Below are 17415 nucleotides of genomic sequence, written 5' to 3' on the forward strand. Positions count from 1 at the left end.
CGACTTCCGGCCAGTCACCCATCGGCCATCAGCTGCCGGTCCCCCCTCCCCCAACGCCAGAAGACGGCACCCCCGCACAGGGTGCCGTCTTCTCTAGGGCCGGGGCCGTCGGCGATCGGTGAGGGTCGGGGACCGGCGGCGGCTCCGGGGTTCAGTCGCGGTCGGGGGCCGGGGCCCGGGCCGCGGGGGCGGGGCTCAGCGGTGGTCGCTGCCCGTCGACTGGGTCGCCGCCCGGCCCGCTTCCAGGCGGGCCACCGGGATGCGGAACGGGGAGCAGGAGACGTAGTCCAGGCCCACCTCGTGGAAGAAGTGCACCGACTCCGGGTCGCCGCCGTGCTCGCCGCACACGCCGAGCTTCAGGTCGGGACGGGTGCGGCGGCCCGCCTCGGCCGCGGACTTGACCAGGGAGCCGACGCCGTCCCTGTCGATCGTCTCGAAGGGGCTGACGCCGAAGATGCCCTTCTCCAGGTACGCGGTGAAGAAGGAGGCCTCCACGTCGTCCCGGCTGAAGCCCCACACCGTCTGGGTCAGGTCGTTCGTGCCGAAGGAGAAGAACTCCGCCGCCTCGGCGATCTGGCCGGCGGTGAGGGCCGCCCGGGGGAGTTCGATCATCGTGCCGATCGCGAGCTTCAGCTCGACGCCGGTGGCCGCCTCGACCTCCGCGATGACCTGGTCGGCCTCCTCGCGGACGATCTCCAGCTCCTGCACCGTGCCGACCAGCGGGATCATGATCTCGGCGCGCGGGTCGCCCTTGGCGTTCCGGCGCTCCGCCGCCGCCTCGGCGATGGCGCGGACCTGCATGGTGAACAGGCCGGGGATGACCAGCCCGAGGCGCACGCCGCGCAGGCCCAGCATGGGGTTCTGCTCGTGCAGGCGGTGCACGGCCTGCAGCAGGCGCAGGTCGTTCTCGTGGGACTCCTGACGGGACTCCGCCAGCGCCACGCGCACCGACAGCTCGGTGATGTCGGGCAGGAACTCGTGCAGCGGGGGGTCCAGGAGACGGACCGTCACCGGGAGGCCGTCCATGGCCTCGAAGAGTTCGACGAAGTCCTTCTTCTGCAGCGGGAGCAGTTGCTTGAGCGACTCCTCGCGCTCCTCCTGGGTGTCCGCCAGGATCAGGCGTTCCACCTGCTCGCGGCGGTCGCCGAGGAACATGTGCTCGGTGCGGCACAGCCCGATGCCCTGTGCGCCGAAGCGGCGGGCGCGCAGCGCGTCCTCGGCGTTGTCGGCGTTCGCGCGCACGCGCAGGCGGCGCTTGCGGTCGGCGAAGGCCATGATGCGGTGGACGGCCTCGACGAGCTCGTCCGCGTCGTCCGCGCCCGCGTGCATGCGGCCCTCGAAGTACTCGACGACCGGGGAGGGTACGACGGGTACCTCGCCCAGGTACACCTTGCCCGAGGAGCCGTCGATGGAGATGACGTCTCCTTCTTCCACGACGTGGCCGCCGGGGACCGTCATGCGCCGACGCTTGGTGTCGACCTCCAGCTCCTCCGCGCCGCACACGCAGGTCTTGCCCATGCCCCGGGCCACGACGGCGGCGTGGGAGGTCTTGCCGCCGCGGCTGGTCAGGATGCCCTCGGCGGCGATCATGCCGTCGAGGTCGTCGGGGTTCGTCTCGCGGCGGACGAGGATGACCTTCTCGCCCGAGCGGGACCACTTGACGGCGGTGTAGGAGTCGAAGACGGCCTTGCCGACGGCCGCGCCGGGCGAGGCGGCGATGCCCCGGCCGACCTTCTCGACCTTGGCGTCCTCGTCGAAGCGGGGGAACATCAGCTGGGCGAGCTGGGCTCCAGTGACGCGCTGCAGCGCCTCCGTCTCGTCGATCAGGCCCTGGTCGACGAGCTGGGTGGCGATGCGGAAGGCCGCTCCCGCCGTGCGCTTGCCGACGCGGGTCTGGAGCATCCACAGCTGGCCGCGCTCGATGGTGAACTCGATGTCGCAGAGGTCCTTGTAGTGGTTCTCCAGCGTCTCCATGATCTGCATCAGCTGGTCGTAGGACTTCTTGTCGATCTGTTCCAGCTCCGCCAGCGGGACGGTGTTGCGGATGCCCGCGACGACGTCCTCGCCCTGGGCGTTCTGGAGGTAGTCGCCGTAGACGCCCTGGTGGCCGGAGGCGGGGTCGCGGGTGAACGCGACGCCGGTGCCCGAGTCGGGGCCGAGGTTGCCGAAGACCATCGAGCAGACGTTGACGGCGGTGCCCAGGTCACCGGGGATGCGCTCCTGGCGGCGGTAGAGCTTCGCGCGGTCGCCGTTCCAGGATTCGAAGACGGCCTTGATGGCGAGGTCCATCTGCTCGCGCGGGTCCTGCGGGAAGTCGCGGCCGGCCTCGGTCTTGACGATCTTCTTGAAGCGGGTGACCAGCTTCTTCAGGTCCGCCGCCTCCAGCTCGGTGTCGACGGAGACCTTCTTCGCGGCCTTGGCCGACTCCAGCGCGTCCTCGAAGAGCTCGCCGTCGACGCCGAGGACCGTCTTGCCGAACATCTGGATCAGACGGCGGTAGGAGTCCCATGCGAAGCGGGCGTCGCCGGCCTGATCGGCCAGGCCCTGGACCGACTTGTCGGAGAGGCCGATGTTCAGGACGGTGTCCATCATGCCCGGCATGGAGAACTTCGCGCCCGAGCGGACGGACACGAGGAGGGGGTTGTCCGGCTGGCCGAGCTTCTTGCCCATCCGCTCTTCCAGGGCGACGAGGTGCGCACTCACCTCGTCACGCAGTGCCGCCGGCTCCTCGCCGCTGTCGAGGTAGACCTTGCAGGCCACGGTGGTGATCGTGAAGCCGGGAGGGACCGGAAGGCCCAGATTGGTCATCTCGGCGAGGTTCGCGCCCTTGCCGCCGAGGAGGTCCTTGAGGTCCTTGTTGCCCTCGGTGAAGTCGTAGACGAACTTCACGCCCTCAACGCTCGCGGCCGACTCGGCTCCATGAAGATCTTTGTTTTCCGACACGGGTCTCGACTCCTCGAGGACGCGGTGGCTGCCCTGACGGCCAGGAACATACCCAGATCGAAGGCTCCTGGGTACGTCCACTTGCGCGTCATACGCCCGTAACCCGCCGTCAGCCAGTGGATCGAAAGTCAAGGCTTGGCAAGCGCGGGGCCGTGGATGTTTTCACTTGTTGAACGCAAGCGCGCTCCACGAGCCACATTCACGCTCGTATGAGCGATACGCGGCACGATTGATTTCGATCGATGAACGATCAAGGTATGGCACTGAGTGCCACCCTTTGGAGAAGTGCAGCCGTCGTTGATCCGCTCATCTGAGCACCCTCCCCCTCAGGGGTGGCGAGAATCACGCTCCCGCTCGCGGCCCGGGTTCACCATGCGGACGCGGGCGCGGACGCACGTGAGCAACAGAAACCCGCCTGTCACACGCATGTCCGCGCGAGCGTCCTCACCCGAGCGTGCCTCACACCCCGAGGGCCAGCAACCGCTCCTCGGCGCGCTCCGGCGCATACAGGTGCTCCACGACCAGCGCCCCCGCCCCCACCAGGCCCGCCCGCTCCCCCAGCCGTGAGGTCACGACGTCGAGGCGGGCCGTGGAGCGGGGCAGCGCCCGCTGGTACAGCAGTTCGCGCACGCCCGTGAGGAAGGCGGTTCCGGCCAGATCTCCGGCGATCATCAGAACCCCGGGGTTGAGCAGCGTGACGACCGTCGCCAGGACGTCGCCGACCCGGCGCCCCGCCTCCCGGGCCAGCGCGGCCGCCGCCGGGTGCCCGGCGGCGAGCAGGTCGCGCACGTCCGACCCGGAGGACGCCGGTATCCCCGACTCCGCCAGCCGGCGCGCCACGGCCCCGCCGCTGGCGACGGCCGCCAGGCAGCCGTGCGAACCGCAGCGGCACAGCGCGTCCGCGCCCACCCGGATGTGCCCGATGTCGCCCGCCCCGCCGTCGACGCCCCGGAAGATCGAGCCGTCGACCACCACCCCGGCGCCGATGCCGGTGGACACCTTGACCAGCACGAACGCGGAGCAGTCGGGGTAGCCGGAGCGCTGTTCGCCGTACGCCATGAGGTTGGCGTCGTTGTCCACCAGGACGGGGACCTCCGTCGGAGCCGCTGCCGTCCCCGTCCCCGTCCCAGCCCCCGTGTCGGTGTCGGTGCGTTCCCTGAAGGCCCGCGCGAGGCGTCCTCTTATGTCGTAGCCGTCCCAGCCGGGCATGATCGGCGGCTGGACGACCCGGCCCGTCTCGCTGTCGACCGGTCCGGGGACGGCGAGTCCGATGCCGCAGACCTCGTCCGGCCGGTGGCCCGCCTTCACCAGGAGCTCGGCGAACCAGCCGCCCAGTTCGCCGAGGACGACGTCCGGGCCGTCCTCGACGGCCAGCGTGCCGCCGTGCTCGGCCAGGATCTCGCCCGTCAGGGTGAGCACGGCCGCGCGCGCGTGCCGCGTGTCCAGGTCCGCCGCCAGGACGACCGCGTGGGCGTCGTCGAACTCCAGGGTGATCGAAGGGCGGCCGCCCAGCGGCGAGTCGACCGGACCGCCGGCGCCCTCGCGCAGCCAGCCCGCCCGGAAGAGGCGGTCCAGGCGTTGGCCCACGGTCGCCCGGGACAGGCCCGTGGCCTCCTGAAGGGCGCCGCGTGTCGTCGCGCGGCCCTTGCGCACCAGTTCGAGCAGATCACCGGCGCTGGCCTGACCTCGCCCCGTCATGCGCACCCCCTTGTGTTTCCCAAGCCTGCATTACATATTGAGTTTTGCGTGTTAAATAGACGTAACTCTACGGTAGCCGCTGCCGAACCAGGCAGCCTCGTCGTCTTCGGGGAGCCCCGAGTGGATCGCACCGCCCAGCTCAGCGCCCGTGCGGCGAAGGTCGCCGTCGCATACGATCCGGCGGCTCCGCCGGATCGTATGCCGGGTACGTCGGCTCTGTCGGATTCTTCGGCTCTGTCGGCTCCGTCGAACCCCTCGGCTCTGTCGAGTCCGTCGGCTCTGTCGAGTCCGTCGGCTCTGTCGAGTCCGTCGGCTCTGTCGAGTCCGTCGGGCCTGTCGAGTTCGTCGGGCCTGTCGGGTCCGCCGCCGGTCCGGGCTCCGCGTGTCCAGGCCTCGCCCGCCGAAACACTGCGCCGCAGGGCGGTCGCCGTGCTGGAGGCGAACTGGACGGGGACGTCCACGGTCCCCTCGCGCGGGCTGTACCCGCACCAGTGGTCCTGGGACTCGGCCTTCGTCGCCATCGGTCTGCGGCACGTCTCGCCGCACCGGGCGCAGACGGAGCTGGAGACGCTGCTGGACGCCCAGTGGGGCGACGGACGCGTCCCGCACATCGTGTTCAACCCCTCCGTGCCGCTCGACGCGTACTTCCCCAGCCCCGACTTCTGGCGCTCCTCGACCGCGGGGCGCGCTGCGGGCGCCCCGCGCACCGTACAGACCTCCGGCATCGTGCAGCCACCGGTGCACGCGCTCGCGGCCTGGCTGGTGCACCGCGCCGACCCGGGGCTGTCCCGCGCGCGGGGCTTCCTGGCCCGGGTGTATCCCCGGCTGGCCGCCTGGCACCGCTATCTGCTGCACCGGCGGGACCTGGGCGGCGGCGGGCTGGTGTCCGTCGTCCATCCGTGGGAGCAGGGCATGGACAACGCCCCGAGCTGGGACGCCCCGCTCGCCCGGATCGCCCCCGCACCGGCCCGCTCCTTCCGCCGCGCCGACCTCGACCACGGGTCCGCCGAGGACCGGCCGACGGACCTGGACTACGGACGGTACGTGCGGCTGGCGGCGGAGTACCGGGACGGCGCATACGCCGACGCGGGCGGGGAGTTCGCCGTCGAGGACCCGTCGTTCAACGCGCTGCTCATCGCCTCCGAGCACGCGCTCGCGCACATCGCGCACGAGCTGGGCGCGCCGGGCACGGCCCGCCACGCCCGTGCGGAACGGCTCACGGCGGCCCTCGTGGAGCGCCTGTGGGACCCGGCGGAGGGCATGTTCTTCTGCCGGGACCTGCACGGCGCGGGCCTGGTGCCCGAGCGCGGGGTGTCCGGCCTGGTGCCGCTGCTGCTGCCCGGTCTGCCGCGCGAGGTGGTCGATGCGCTGGTGGGGACTCTGCGCGGCCCGCACTTCGGCCTGGGCGGCGTGACCCGGCTGGCGCCCAGCTACGACCTGCTCGGCGAGGCCTTCGACCCGCACCGCTACTGGCGCGGCCCGGCCTGGTTCAACACGAGCTGGCTGCTCGAACGGGGTCTGCGGCTGCACGGCCGCCGGCCCGAGGCCGAGGCGCTGCGCCGGGCCGTCCTGGACATCGCGGGCGGTTCGGACTTCGCGGAGTACGTCGACCCGTACACGGGTGAGGCCTGTGGCGCGACGGGGTTCAGCTGGACGGCCGCGCTGACGCTCGACCTCATCCATCAGGACATGTCAGGCAGTGGTACCGAGGGAGGGGACCTGGGATGACGGACCGGCATCATCTGCTCGTGTTCGGCGGGACGTTCGCCGCGGTGGGCGAGAACGGGGACATCAGCGGCGTACGGGGGCCGGGCCCGGCCTCCGGGTCGCCCGAGGGGCTGTTCGTGCGGGACGCCCGCCACCTCAGCCGCTGGCAGCTGACCCTCGACGGCGCCGTCCCGGAGGCGCTCTCGCCGGTCGCGGACGGGGACACCACGCGCTGTGTGCTCGTCCCGCGCGGCGGCCGCAACGAGCCGCCGTCCTGCACGCTCTTCCGTGAACAGGCCGTCGGCGACAGCTCGTTCGTGGAGTCGCTGCGGATCGTGTGCAACCGCGCGGTGCCGACGACGGTCCGCCTCGCGCTCACCGCCGACGCCGACTTCACCGACCAGTTCGAACTGCGCTCCGACCACCGCACCTACGCCAAGACCGGGGTCGTCCGCCGCCGCGAGATCCTCGACGACGGCGTGGAGTTCACCTACCGGCGCGGCGAATGGACGTCCCGTACGACGGTGACGGCCGAGCCCGCGCCGGACGCCGTCGAGGAGACCGGCACCGGCGCCCGCCGTCTGGTGTGGAAGCTGGAACTCGAACCGCACGGGTCGGCCGAGCTGACCCTGCGGGTGACGGCCCGGCCGCACGGTGAGCGGCGGACCCTGCGGGTGCCCCGCTCACCGGCCTCGGTCACCGGGCAACTCCGCGCGAGAGAAGCCGAGTTCGTGGAGGGCGTGGCCTTCCCCGCCGGCTGGCCCGACCTGACGGCCGCCTGTGCGCGTGGCCTCTCGGACCTGGCCGCTCTGCAGGTCCAGGCGACCGGACCGGACGGCGAGGACCTGCGCGTCCCGGCGGCGGGCGCCCCCTGGTTCCTCACCCTGCTGGGCCGCGACGCGCTCCTGGCCTCCCTGTTCGCGCTGCCCTACCATCCCCGTCCGGCCGCCGCCACGCTCCTCGCGCTGGCCGCGGCCCAGGCCACCGAGACCGACACGCGGACGGTGTCCCAGCCCGGCAAGATCGTGCACGAGGTGCGGCACGGCGAACTCGCCCACTTCGGGCAGGTTCCGTACGGCCGTTACTACGGCTCGGTGGACGCGACCCCGCTGTTCCTCGTCGTCCTCGGCGCGTATGTCGAGCAGACCGGCGACGCGACGCTGGCCCGTCGGCTGGAGCCGCACGCGAGGGCGGCCGTCGGCTGGATGCTGGACCACGGCGGGCTCACCTCCCGCGGCTATCTGGTCTACCGGGCCGACCGGGGCGGTCTGGCCAACCAGAACTGGAAGGACTCCCCCGGCGCCATCTGCTCCGCGGACGGCGCGCGTCCGACCGGGGCGGTGATGGCGGCGGGCGCGCAGGGGTACGCGTACGACGCGCTGCGCCGCACGGCGTGGACGGCCCGCACGGTGTGGGAGGACGAGAAGTACGCCGCCCTGCTCGAACAGGCCGCCGCCGATCTGCGCGACCGCTTCCAGCGGGACTTCTGGATGCCGGACCGCGCCTTCCCGGCGCTCGCGCTGGACGGCGAGGGCCGGCAGGTCGACGCGCTCGCCTCGGACGCCGGTCACCTGCTCTGGTCCGGGCTGCTGGACAAGGAGTACGGGGAGATCGTCGGCCGGCGGCTGCTGGAGGCGGACTTCTTCTCCGGCTGGGGCGTGCGCACCCTCGCGGCGGGACAGCCCGCCTACCACCCGCTCTCCTATCACCGGGGCTCGGTCTGGCCGCACGACAACGCGCTGATCGCCCTGGGTCTCGCGCGTTACGGACTGCACGACGAGGCCCGGACGATCGCCCACGGGCTCGTCGACGCGGCGGCCGCGACCGGTCACCGGCTCCCGGAGGTCCTCGCGGGCTACGGCCGCGACACCCACGGCCGGCCGGTACCGTACCCGCACGCTTGCGTACGGGAATCCCGCTCGGCGGCGGCCCCGTTGGCGCTGCTCACAGCGGTCGGAGGCGCGTAGCCGGTCCGCCGGGCCGGCCCGGCGGACGGCTTGGCGGACGGCCTGGCAGATCGCTTGGCGGACGGCTTGGCGTGACGTTTGCGCGGTGTTTGCCGAGCACTGGCCCGGGGGGCTGAACGCGGGCCGGGAGCAGGCCGTACGAAACTGTGGCGGATCCGGCCCGCACCGGATCCGCCGAACCGCCGGGCTTCGTACGGAAGGACCCTCGGGTGCCAGTCACCACTCGCTCATCCCAGCAGCCTGAATCGAAGGACCCCGAGGACGACACCGTAGACGCTACGGAAACCACAGAAACCCCGGAGCCCGCGGAAGCCACAGAAACCGCGGAGACCGCGGAGACCGCGGAAGCGACGGAACCGGCAGACCGCGCGGAAGCCGGCGAGACCACGGCAACCGCCGGCGAGACCACCGCCGAAGCCGATCCCCAAGCCGATGCCGATGCCGAAGCCGAGTCCGAGGTCGGCGCCACCGCCGATCCCGCGTCCGAAGCCGCATCCGATGCCGAAGCCGTGGCCGGCGCCACCGCCGATCCCGCATCTGAAGCCGCATCCGGTCCCGATGCCGATGCCGATGCCGATGCCGATGCCGAAGCCGATGCCGGGGCCTCCGTCGAACCCGCGCCATCGGGCTTGCGGGCTCGCGTCGCGCATCTGCGGGCCTGGCGGGGCAGGCATCCACGGGCCGCGCGGGTGGTGTGGTGGACGGCGACGGTCCTGTCGCTGATCTTCGTGCTCGGCGCCCTGCTGCTGCCGAACCGGCTCGAGAGCCTCCAGTTCAACAGGTTCACGCGGCTGCCCGTCGAGGCCGTCCTGGGCGCTTCCCTGCTGCTGGCGCTGCCCCGGCGGCCGCGGATCGTCGTCGCGGCGCTGGGCGGGACGGTCCTCGGCGCGCTGATCGTGGTCGACCTGCTCGACATGGGCTTCATGGAATACCTGGGACGGGACTTCAACCTCGTCCTGGACTGGGGACTGCTGGACGACGCGCAGTCCTACGTCGCGGACTCGATGGGCCGGGCGACGGCCGTCGGGGCCGCGATCGGGCTCGTCGTGCTGATCGTCGCGGTGTTCGCGGTGATGGTCCTGGCTACGGTCCGGCTGAGCAATCTGCTGATGCTGGACAGTCAGCGGTCGACCCGGGTCACGCTGATCGCGGCCACCGTGTGGGTCACATGCTCCGTGACGGGCCTGCAGAACGCCGGGGTGCCCGTCGCCTCCTACCGTGCCGGCGGCGCACTGATCAACAAGGGGCGGCAGGTGCAGCAGACCCTCGCGGACGAGGCCGCGTTCGGCAAGGAGACCCGCTACGACACGTTCGGGGCCACGCCGCCCGACCAGCTCGTGCCGGATCTGCGCGGCAAGGACATGATCTTCACGTTCATCGAGAGCTACGGCCGCAGCGCCGTCGAGGACCCGATCATGGCGCCGGGCGTCGACCGGACCCTGGACGCCAGCACGCAGGCCCTGGCGAAGGCGGGCTTCCACGCCAAGAGCGGCTGGCTGACCTCGGCGACCTACGGCGGCAGCAGCTGGCTCGGCCACTCCACCACCCTGTCCGGGCTGTGGGTCGACAACCAGCAGCGCTACCGCACGGTGATGGCGAGCGACCACCTGTCCCTGACCAAGGTGTTCAAGAAGACCGGCGCGTGGGACACCGTCGGGATCATGCCGGGCGTGCAGAAGGGCTGGCCGGAGGTGAAGTTCTACGGACTCGACAAGCTCTACAACGCCTTCCACCTGGGGTACCAGGGGCCGAAGTTCAGCTGGTCGACCATGCCCGACCAGTACGCCCTCGAAGCGTTCCAGCGGCTGGAGCACGGCCGCACCGACCGCGACAAGCCGCTGATGTCGGAGATCATCCTGACCTCGAGCCACCAGCCGTGGGCGCCGATCCCGAAGATGGTCGGCTGGGACGAGATCGGCGACGGCTCGGTCTTCCAGGGCATCGAGGCGGCGGGCAAGAAGGCGGCCGACGTCATCGCCGACGGCACCGCGTCCAAGCAGGAGTACGGCAAGTCCGTCTCGTACTCGGTGACCGCCCTCACCCAGTGGCTGGAGCGCTACGGCACCGACGACACCGTCCTGGTCTTCCTCGGCGACCACCAGCCCATCGCCCGGGTCAGCGGCAACCACGCCAGCCGTGACGTGCCGATCTCGATCGTCGCCAAGGACCCGAAGGTGCTCGACAAGATCTCCGGGTGGAACTGGACGGACGGCCTGAAGCCGGCGCACAACGCACCGGTGTGGAAGATGAGTTCGTTCCGCGACAAGTTCCTCACCGCGTACGGCTCGACCCCGCACCCGTCGCACGGCTGACGCCCCCGGCCGCCCGCGCGGCTGACGCCCCGGCCGCCCGGGCGGCTTCGGCCGTCCGCGCGGGCTCCGAGGGCCGGCGTCTCAGCCGCCGGAGGTGTCCTGTTCCGCTTCCTCGTCGACGCCCGCGCAGTCGTAGGGGTCCTTCAGCCAGCCGTCGGGCAGGACGACCCGGTTGTTGCCGGAGGTGCGGCCGCGGGGGCCGTCGGCTCCGACGGGCCAGGGCTGGTCGAGGTCCAGCTCGTCGAGCCCGGCGCGGAGTTCGGCGAGCGAGGAGGTGATCGCGAGGCGCCTGCGCATCTCACTGCCGACCGCGAAGCCCTTGAGGTACCAGGCGACGTGCTTGCGGAAGTCGACGACGCCCTTGGACTCGTCGCCGATCCACTCGCCGAGAAGGGCGGCGTGGCGGACCATGACGTCGGCGACCTCCTTCAGGGACGGCTGTGCGACGTCGTCGGCGCGGCCCTCGAAGGCGGCGACGAGATCGGCGAACAGCCACGGCCGGCCGAGGCAGCCGCGGCCGACGACCACACCGTCGCAGCCGGTCTCGCGCACCATCCGCAGCGCGTCCTGGGCCGACCAGATGTCGCCGTTGCCGAGGACGGGGATCTCCGGGACGTGTTCCTTGAGGCGGGCGATCGCCTCCCAGTCGGCCGTGCCGCCGTAGTGCTGGGCGGCGGTGCGGCCGTGCAGGGCGATGGACGTCACGCCCTCCTCGACGGCGATGCGGCCGGCGTCGAGGTAGGTGATGTGGTCGTCGTCGATGCCCTTGCGCATCTTCATCGTCACCGGGAGATCGCCGGCGCCGCTCACCGCCTCGCGCAGGATGGCGCGCAGCAGGTGGCGCTTGTAGGGCAGGGCGGAGCCGCCGCCCTTGCGCGTCACCTTGGGGACCGGGCAGCCGAAGTTCAGGTCGATGTGGTCGGCGAGGTCCTCCTCCGCGATCATGCGGACGGCCTTGCCGACGGTGGCCGGGTCGACGCCGTACAGCTGGATCGAGCGCGGATTCTCGCTCGCGTCGAAGCGGATCAGCTGCATGGTCTTCTCGTTGCGCTCGACCAGCGCCCGGGTCGTGATCATCTCGCTGACGAAGAGACCCTTGCCGCCGCTGAACTCCCTGCACAGGGTGCGGAAGGGCGCGTTCGTGATCCCGGCCATCGGGGCCAGGACGACGGGCGGCCGGACGGTGTGCGGGCCGATCTGCAAGGGGGACACGGGCGTGGACATTGCTCCATTGTCGCGTATGCGCGGGGGTACCCGGCCGCGTGCCCCCGGTGGACATGCGGCACTCATTAGTTAGACGCACTATCGATATCGGCGTACGATGACAGCCATGCCCGAGCTCAGCCCTCGCCGACGTCTCCTGGTCCTCGCGATCTGCTGTATGAGCCTGCTGATCGTGAGCCTCGACGTCACCGTCCTCAATGTCGCCCTGCCGTCGATGCAGAGCGACCTGCACGCGTCGACCTCCGGCCTCCAGTGGACGATCGACGCCTACACGCTGGTCCTGGCCTCGCTGCTGATGCTCGCGGGCTCGACCGCCGACCGGATCGGCCGCAAGAAGGTCTTCATGGCCGGCCTGGTCGTCTTCTCGGCCGGCTCCCTGCTGTGCTCGCTCGCCCCGAGCCTGGAGCTGCTGATCGCGGCCCGCATGGTCCAGGCCGTGGGCGGCTCGATGCTGAACCCGGTCGCCATGTCGATCATCACCAACACCTTCACCGCCCCGCGCGAGCGCGCCCGGGCGATCGGGGTGTGGGGCGCGGTCGTGGGCATATCGATGGCCGCGGGTCCCCTGCTGGGCGGACTGCTGGTGGAGTCCGTGGGCTGGCGCTCGATCTTCTGGCTCAACCTGCCCGTCGGCCTGGTGGCCCTGCTGGCGACCCTGCGCTTCGTCCCCGAGTCCCGCGCGCCGAAGGCGCGGCGCCCCGACCCGGTCGGCCAGCTGCTGGTCATCGCCCTGTTCGGCTCCCTGACCTACGCCATCATCGAGGCGCCGGAGGCGGGCACGGCGACCAGCGGCCCCTTCGCCGCCGTGGCCTTCGCCGCCCTGCTGGGCCTGCTGTGGTACGAGCCCCGGCGCGACCAGCCCCTCATCGACCTGCGGTTCTTCCGCTCGGTGCCGTTCAGCGGCGCGACGGTGGTGGCGATCAGCGCGTTCGCCGCGCTGGGCGGCTTCCTCTTCCTGTCGACCCTCTACCTGCAGAACGTACGCGGGCTGGACGCCCTGCACGCCGGGCTGTGGATGCTGCCGATGGCCGTGCCGACGTTCCTGTGCGCGCCGTTGTCCGGTCGGCTCGTGGGCAGCAGGGGCCCGCGGCTGCCGCTGCTGATCGCCGGACTCGCGATGACGACGAGCGGCGTGCTGTTCGCCGCGTTCGACGCCGAGACCTCCGACGCCACGCTGTTCCTCGGGTACGCGCTGTTCGGGGTGGGCTTCGGGTTCGTGAACGCGCCGATCACCAACACGGCGGTCTCGGGCATGCCGCGCAGCCAGGCGGGGGTGGCGGCCGCGGTCGCCTCCACCAGCCGGCAACTGGGCCAGACCCTGGGCGTCGCGGTGATCGGCGCGGTCCTGGTGGCGGGTGTGAACGCGTCGTCGTACCGCGACACCTTCGTCTCCGCCGCCGTGCCCGGCTGGTGGATCCTCACCGGCTGCGGCCTGGTCGTCCTCGTCCTGGGCGCCGTGACCACCGGCTCGTGGGCCAGGCGCACGGCGGAGCGCACCGCCGAGCGGCTGGAGGCCCCGGACGTCCGCGAGGCGGCGGGCGTCAGCGCCTGACCTCCGGCCCGGCGCGACCGTGTCTCCGGCGGGAGCAGTCGTCGGGAACGGCGGGCGCGGAGGGGCGGAGGGCACAGGCCGGGCAGCGGGCGCAGGCCGGCGGCGGGTGCAGGCCGGGCGGGGTGGGGTCAGTGGGAGGGCGGCCGGGCGGCGGCGCTTCGGGCGTAGGCGTACAGCCTCTCCAGCCGCTCCCTGGTCTGCGCGTTCTGCGGTGCGTACGTCACCATGCGGGCCCCGTGTTCCGGGTTCAGCCACAGGTCGGTGTGGGTGACGGTGAGGAGGCCGACGTGCGGGTTGCGGAACTCCTTGACCTTGCTGCGGCCCACGACGACCTCGTAGCGCTCCCAGTTCTCACGGAACTCCGGGGACTCCGTCTGCAGTCGCTTGACCAGCATCTTCCAGGCCGGCTCGGTGAGGTGACCGGCCATGGAGGCGCGGAGCTTGGCGGCCATCAGACGCATCGACTCGTCGAGGTGGACCACCGACTCGCGCCACTGCGGATGCGTGTGGATGAGCACCATGCAGTTGCGGTCCTCGGCCGGGACCGCGTCGAGGTCGCACAGCAGGTGGGCGTAGGTGCGGTTGTAGGCCAGGATGTCGTAGCGGCTGTTCTGGACGCACGCGGGGAGCGGGTCGAGCTGGTCGAGCAGCTCGCGTACGGCGTCGGTGACGCCGGTGCAGGAGGAGGCGGGGGTCGGGTCGGTCGCGCCGGCGAGCTGGAAGAGGTGGGCCCGCTCGCTCGGGTCGAGCAGCAGGGTGCGGGCGAGAGCGTCCAGGACCTGCACCGAGACGTGGATGTCCCTCGACTGTTCGAGCCAGGTGTACCAGGTGACGCCGACCGCGGAGAGATGGGCGACCTCCTCGCGGCGCAGCCCCGGCGTGCGGCGGCGCGCTCCGCGCGGGAGTCCCACCTGCTCGGGCGTGATGCGCTCGCGGCGGCTGCGCAGGAAGGCGGCCAGTTCGTGCCGTCTGGTCTCCGAGCCGACCGCGACCGTGGCGGGGGCGCCCGTCGCCGCGGTCGTCGCGGCAGGCGGCGTCTGCTGGGCCATCGTCGTCATGCCTCCAGCCTGCCGCCCCGCGGATCCTGTTGCCAGGTACTCCTTCTACCAGGATAAGGAGACTCTGGTACCCGTCTGAGGGGCGGCGCAGGCTCGACAGCGTGACCCAGACAACCACGACCTCCACCGCGACCCCGGTCCCGCAGGGCGGCGCCCGCACCGCGGAGCCGTCCCACTCCCTCGGCCCGCTCGGCCTGTTCACGGTGCTGCTCGGCGCGGCGCTGCCCCTCATCGACTTCTTCATCGTCAACGTCGCCCTGCCCACGATGGGACGCGACCTCGCCGCGAGCGAGTCCGTCCTGGAACTCGTCGTGGCCGGGTACGGGCTCGCGTACGCCGTGCTCCTCGTCCTCGGCGGCCGGCTCGGGGACCTGTTCGGCCGGCGCCGGCTCTTCCTGGGCGGGATGGCGGCCTTCGGTCTGACCTCGCTGGCGTGCGGGCTCGCGCCCGACGCCTGGTCGCTGGTGGCGGCCCGGGTCGCCCAGGGCGCGTCGGCCGCCGCGATGGTCCCCCAGGTACTGGCCACCATCCAGTCCGCCACGGTCGGCGCGCGCCGCGCCAAGGCGATGAGCCTGTACGGCGCGACCGCCGGACTGTCCATGGTGGCGGGCCAGATCATGGGCGGCGTGCTCGTCGCGGCCGACGTCGCCGGCAGCGGCTGGCGGTCGGTGTTCCTGGTCAACGTCCCCTTCGTGATCGTCGGACTGCTCCTGGCCGTCCGCACCGTCCCGGAGACCCGCTCACAGCGCCCGGAGCCCGTGGACGGACCCGGCACCGTGCTCCTCGCCGCCGCCCTGCTGACCCTGCTCGCCCCCCTCACCGAGGGCAGGGCCGCGGGCTGGCCGCTGTGGACGTGGCTGTCGCTGGCCGCGTTCCCGCTGGTCACGGGCGCTTTCTACGCGGTGGAGCGACGGGCCGACCGGCAGGGCCGTACGCCGCTGGTGCCGCCGAGCCTGCTCGCGCTCACCACACTGCGGCGCGGGCTGACGATCATGGGGCCCCTCGCGGTCGGCTTCAGCGGGTTCATGTTCGTGATCGCCGTGGCCCTGCAGAGCGGGGCCGGACTGGGTCCGGTGCAGGCCGGCCTCGCCCTCGCGCCGATGGCCCTGACGTTCTTCCTCGCCTCGCTCGCGGGGCCACGGCTCGTGACCCGGTTCGGGGCGCGGGTGGTGACCGCCGGCGCGGTCCTGCAGGGCGTGGGCGTCGTGCTCATCGTGCTGGCGGTGCGCGCCGACTGGCCGGACGTCGGCTTCGTCGAGCTGTTGCCGGGCACGGCGATCGCCGGCGCGGGGCAGGCGCTCCAACTGCCCGTCGTCATGCGGATCGTGATGTCCGAGGTGCCGCCGGCCCGGGCGGGCGTCGGCAGCGGTGTGATGGTGACCACCCAACAGGCCTCGCTGGCCCTGGGCGTGGCCACGCTCGGCACCCTGTTCCTGTCCCTGGTCCCGGGGTCGGGCATGCGGGACGCCCTGGTCACCACGCTGGTCGTGCAGCTGGCCGGGGTGGTCCTGACGGGTCTGCTGAGCCTGCGGCTGCCCCGGAACGTGGGGTGAGAGCGGAGCCGTCCCGTCAAGTCCTCCCCCCGGGGCTGCTGTTGCCGTCGGTCATGCTGCACACTCCTTGCTGCGCGGGCAGCCGCGATGTCCTCGGACGCTGGAGGCGTCATGCCGGAGAACAACGCGAGCAGGGTGAGCCGCTTCGACCAGCACGGGCGGCAGCACGTCGTCCGGGTGCGGCGCGCGGGCGTACAGCGCACCATCAGCTGTGACACCTGCGGCTGGCGCCAGGGGGCGCAGTTCCTGCCCTGGCTGAAGGCGGAGCAGCATCTCGCCGCGGAGCACCAGGCGACGGTGGATCCCGGGGGACGCGACGAAGGCGAGGGCGGCGGCCGCGCGTCGCGATGACTTTCCGGCGTCCCGGGGGTCTACGGCGTCTGGATCTACGGCCGCCAGCGCGGGCGTCCGGTGCTGACGACGCGCCTGGCCCGCAACGGTGTCATGTGCGCGGTCGCCCTGGGCGTCTTCGGGCTCTTCTGGGGGTCGACGCAACTGGCGTGGGCGTACGGGAAAGGCCGCGGCAGGCAGGACGCGGACGGTCTTTACAAGCGTCCCGAGGTCGTCGTCGACACCAAGGAGCCGCTCGACGGCCTGCCGGTGGGGGTGAGCGCGAGTCGCCTGGGCCCGGCCGGGAAGGACGGCCGGACGTACCTCTACCGCTACCGGGGCTTCCGGATGCTGATGGCGTCCGGCGGTCGGCTGTTCCTGGTGACGCCGGACTGGCACGCCGGCCTGGACCAGACGATCGTGCTGCCCTACGGGGACGACATCCGGGTGCAGCTCGTCGCTCAGAAGGACGCGGACTGAGCCCGCAGCCCCCGCAGCAGCAGGTCCACCAGGGCCGTGAAGTCGTCCTCGACGCCCGGCCGCTCCCAGACCTCGAAGTAGCCCGGGTCGTGGAAGCGGCCCGTGGCATGGAAGACGGCACGGGCGGACGCCGCCGGGTCGGCCGCCGCGAAGGCCCCGGACGCGACTCCCGCCTCGACGATCCGGGTCAGCTGACCGGTCAGGTCGGCGAGGTGCTCGTCGACCACCTCGCCCGTCTCCCCGGTGAGCACCATGTACGTGGCGAACAGCTCGGGGTCGTCGCCCGCCTTGCGGCGCTTGGCCTCGAAGAGGGCGGCGAGCCAGTCCCGCAGCCGGGCCTCCGGGGCGCGGGTCTCGTCGGCGCTGATGCCGGCCAGCGTTTCCGACGTGCGGTCCAGCCACCGCTTGGTGACCGCCGCCCGCAGCGCCGCCTTGGTGCGGAAGTGGCGGTAGACGCTGCCGTGGCTGACACCGAGCGCGCGGGCCACGTCCACCACGGTCGCCTTGGCCGGGCCGTGCCGGCGCAGCACCTCCTCGGTCGCCTCGAGGATGCGTTCGGCGGTCAGGGTCTCGGAGGTCTGCGGTGCCATG

13 protein-coding genes are annotated in these 17415 nt (G+C 72.1%); 7 read left to right on the forward strand and 6 right to left on the reverse strand.

The features are described 5' to 3' along the window. Positions 1-195: 195 nt before the first annotated feature. Together ppdK and Sri02f_RS01965 are read right to left on the reverse strand one after the other, a co-directional pair. A complete protein-coding gene (gene ppdK, locus Sri02f_RS01960) occupies positions 196-2943 on the reverse strand; it encodes a pyruvate, phosphate dikinase (protein WP_373865058.1) in 2748 nt (915 codons plus the stop codon). A 459-nt stretch (positions 2944-3402) separates the two neighbouring features. After that, positions 3403-4641, reverse strand: coding sequence for an ROK family transcriptional regulator (locus Sri02f_RS01965; RefSeq protein WP_108999310.1), 1239 nt, complete (start codon positions 4639-4641; stop codon positions 3403-3405). A 351-nt stretch (positions 4642-4992) separates the two neighbouring features. On the opposite strand from Sri02f_RS01965, the gene Sri02f_RS01970 reads away from it, so the two are divergent. Next, complete coding sequence (locus Sri02f_RS01970) at positions 4993-6369, forward strand: MGH1-like glycoside hydrolase domain-containing protein (RefSeq protein WP_373865065.1); 1377 nt, start codon at positions 4993-4995, stop codon at positions 6367-6369. Further along, a complete protein-coding gene (locus Sri02f_RS01975) occupies positions 6366-8315 on the forward strand; it encodes an amylo-alpha-1,6-glucosidase (protein WP_108999311.1) in 1950 nt (649 codons plus the stop codon). The genes Sri02f_RS01970 and Sri02f_RS01975 overlap by 4 nt, the downstream gene beginning before the upstream one ends. A gap of 227 nt (positions 8316-8542) precedes the next feature. Here the strand turns inward: Sri02f_RS01975 and Sri02f_RS42520 are convergent, their stop codons facing one another. Beyond that, positions 8543-8965 carry a hypothetical protein gene (locus tag Sri02f_RS42520; RefSeq protein ID WP_245970355.1) on the reverse strand — a complete coding sequence of 141 codons (423 nt, stop codon included), beginning with the start codon at positions 8963-8965 and terminating at the stop codon, positions 8543-8545. Between Sri02f_RS42520 and Sri02f_RS01980 the strand changes: the two genes are divergently transcribed. Continuing rightward, complete coding sequence (locus tag Sri02f_RS01980) at positions 8945-10627, forward strand: LTA synthase family protein (protein WP_245970356.1); 1683 nt, start codon at positions 8945-8947, stop codon at positions 10625-10627. The two genes, Sri02f_RS42520 and Sri02f_RS01980, sit on opposite strands and share 21 nt — an antisense overlap. An 81-nt stretch (positions 10628-10708) precedes the next feature. On the opposite strand, the gene dusB is transcribed toward Sri02f_RS01980, so the two are convergent. Continuing rightward, positions 10709-11851 carry a tRNA dihydrouridine synthase DusB gene (gene dusB, locus Sri02f_RS01985; protein ID WP_108999313.1) on the reverse strand — a complete coding sequence of 381 codons (1143 nt, stop codon included), beginning with the start codon at positions 11849-11851 and terminating at the stop codon, positions 10709-10711. A gap of 106 nt (positions 11852-11957) precedes the next feature. Here dusB and Sri02f_RS01990 point away from each other — a divergent pair, with 106 nt between their 5' ends. Continuing rightward, entirely contained in the window at positions 11958-13403 is a 1446-nt protein-coding gene (locus tag Sri02f_RS01990; RefSeq protein ID WP_108999314.1) for an MFS transporter, read from the forward strand. 128 nt (positions 13404-13531) lie between these two features. Here Sri02f_RS01990 and Sri02f_RS01995 read toward each other — a convergent pair whose 3' ends face one another. Then, a complete protein-coding gene (locus tag Sri02f_RS01995) occupies positions 13532-14461 on the reverse strand; it encodes a helix-turn-helix transcriptional regulator (protein ID WP_108999315.1) in 930 nt (309 codons plus the stop codon). A gap of 101 nt (positions 14462-14562) precedes the next feature. Here Sri02f_RS01995 and Sri02f_RS02000 point away from each other — a divergent pair, with 101 nt between their 5' ends. The 3 genes from Sri02f_RS02000 to Sri02f_RS02010 all read left to right on the forward strand — a co-directional run bounded on the left by Sri02f_RS02000 (position 14563) and on the right by Sri02f_RS02010 (position 16824). Continuing rightward, a complete protein-coding gene (locus Sri02f_RS02000) occupies positions 14563-16014 on the forward strand; it encodes an MFS transporter (protein ID WP_245970358.1) in 1452 nt (483 codons plus the stop codon). A gap of 111 nt (positions 16015-16125) precedes the next feature. Beyond that, on the forward strand, positions 16126-16365 hold the full coding sequence (locus Sri02f_RS02005; protein ID WP_108999317.1) for a hypothetical protein: 240 nt from the start codon (positions 16126-16128) through the stop codon (positions 16363-16365). Between the two features lie 60 nt (positions 16366-16425). After that, a complete protein-coding gene (locus tag Sri02f_RS02010; RefSeq protein WP_174855567.1) occupies positions 16426-16824 on the forward strand; it encodes a hypothetical protein in 399 nt (132 codons plus the stop codon). On the opposite strand, the gene Sri02f_RS02015 is transcribed toward Sri02f_RS02010, so the two are convergent. Then, entirely contained in the window at positions 16806-17414 is a 609-nt protein-coding gene (locus Sri02f_RS02015) for a TetR/AcrR family transcriptional regulator (RefSeq protein ID WP_108999318.1), read from the reverse strand. The genes Sri02f_RS02010 and Sri02f_RS02015 overlap by 19 nt on opposite strands. Between the last annotated feature and the right edge of the window lies 1 nt (position 17415).

It is taken from the genome of Streptomyces rishiriensis, assembly GCF_003112535.1.
In the GTDB taxonomy this organism is placed as follows: domain Bacteria; phylum Actinomycetota; class Actinomycetes; order Streptomycetales; family Streptomycetaceae; genus Streptomyces; species Streptomyces rishiriensis.

Bases quoted from the DNA above. Each gene is read 5' to 3' on its own strand.
- Sri02f_RS01990 (WP_108999314.1), top strand. From the start codon at position 11,958: ATGCCCGAGCTCAGCCCTCGCCGACGTCTCCTGGTCCTCGCGATCTGC.
- Sri02f_RS01965 (WP_108999310.1), bottom strand. From the start codon at position 4,641: ATGACGGGGCGAGGTCAGGCCAGCGCCGGTGATCTGCTCGAACTGGTG.
- dusB (WP_108999313.1), bottom strand. From the start codon at position 11,851: ATGTCCACGCCCGTGTCCCCCTTGCAGATCGGCCCGCACACCGTCCGG.
- Sri02f_RS42520 (WP_245970355.1), bottom strand. From the start codon at position 8,965: ATGCGCGACGCGAGCCCGCAAGCCCGATGGCGCGGGTTCGACGGAGGC.
- Sri02f_RS02005 (WP_108999317.1), top strand. From the start codon at position 16,126: ATGCCGGAGAACAACGCGAGCAGGGTGAGCCGCTTCGACCAGCACGGG.
- Sri02f_RS01975 (WP_108999311.1), top strand. From the start codon at position 6,366: ATGACGGACCGGCATCATCTGCTCGTGTTCGGCGGGACGTTCGCCGCG.
- Sri02f_RS01995 (WP_108999315.1), bottom strand. From the start codon at position 14,461: ATGACGACGATGGCCCAGCAGACGCCGCCTGCCGCGACGACCGCGGCG.
- Sri02f_RS02015 (WP_108999318.1), bottom strand. From the start codon at position 17,414: ATGGCACCGCAGACCTCCGAGACCCTGACCGCCGAACGCATCCTCGAG.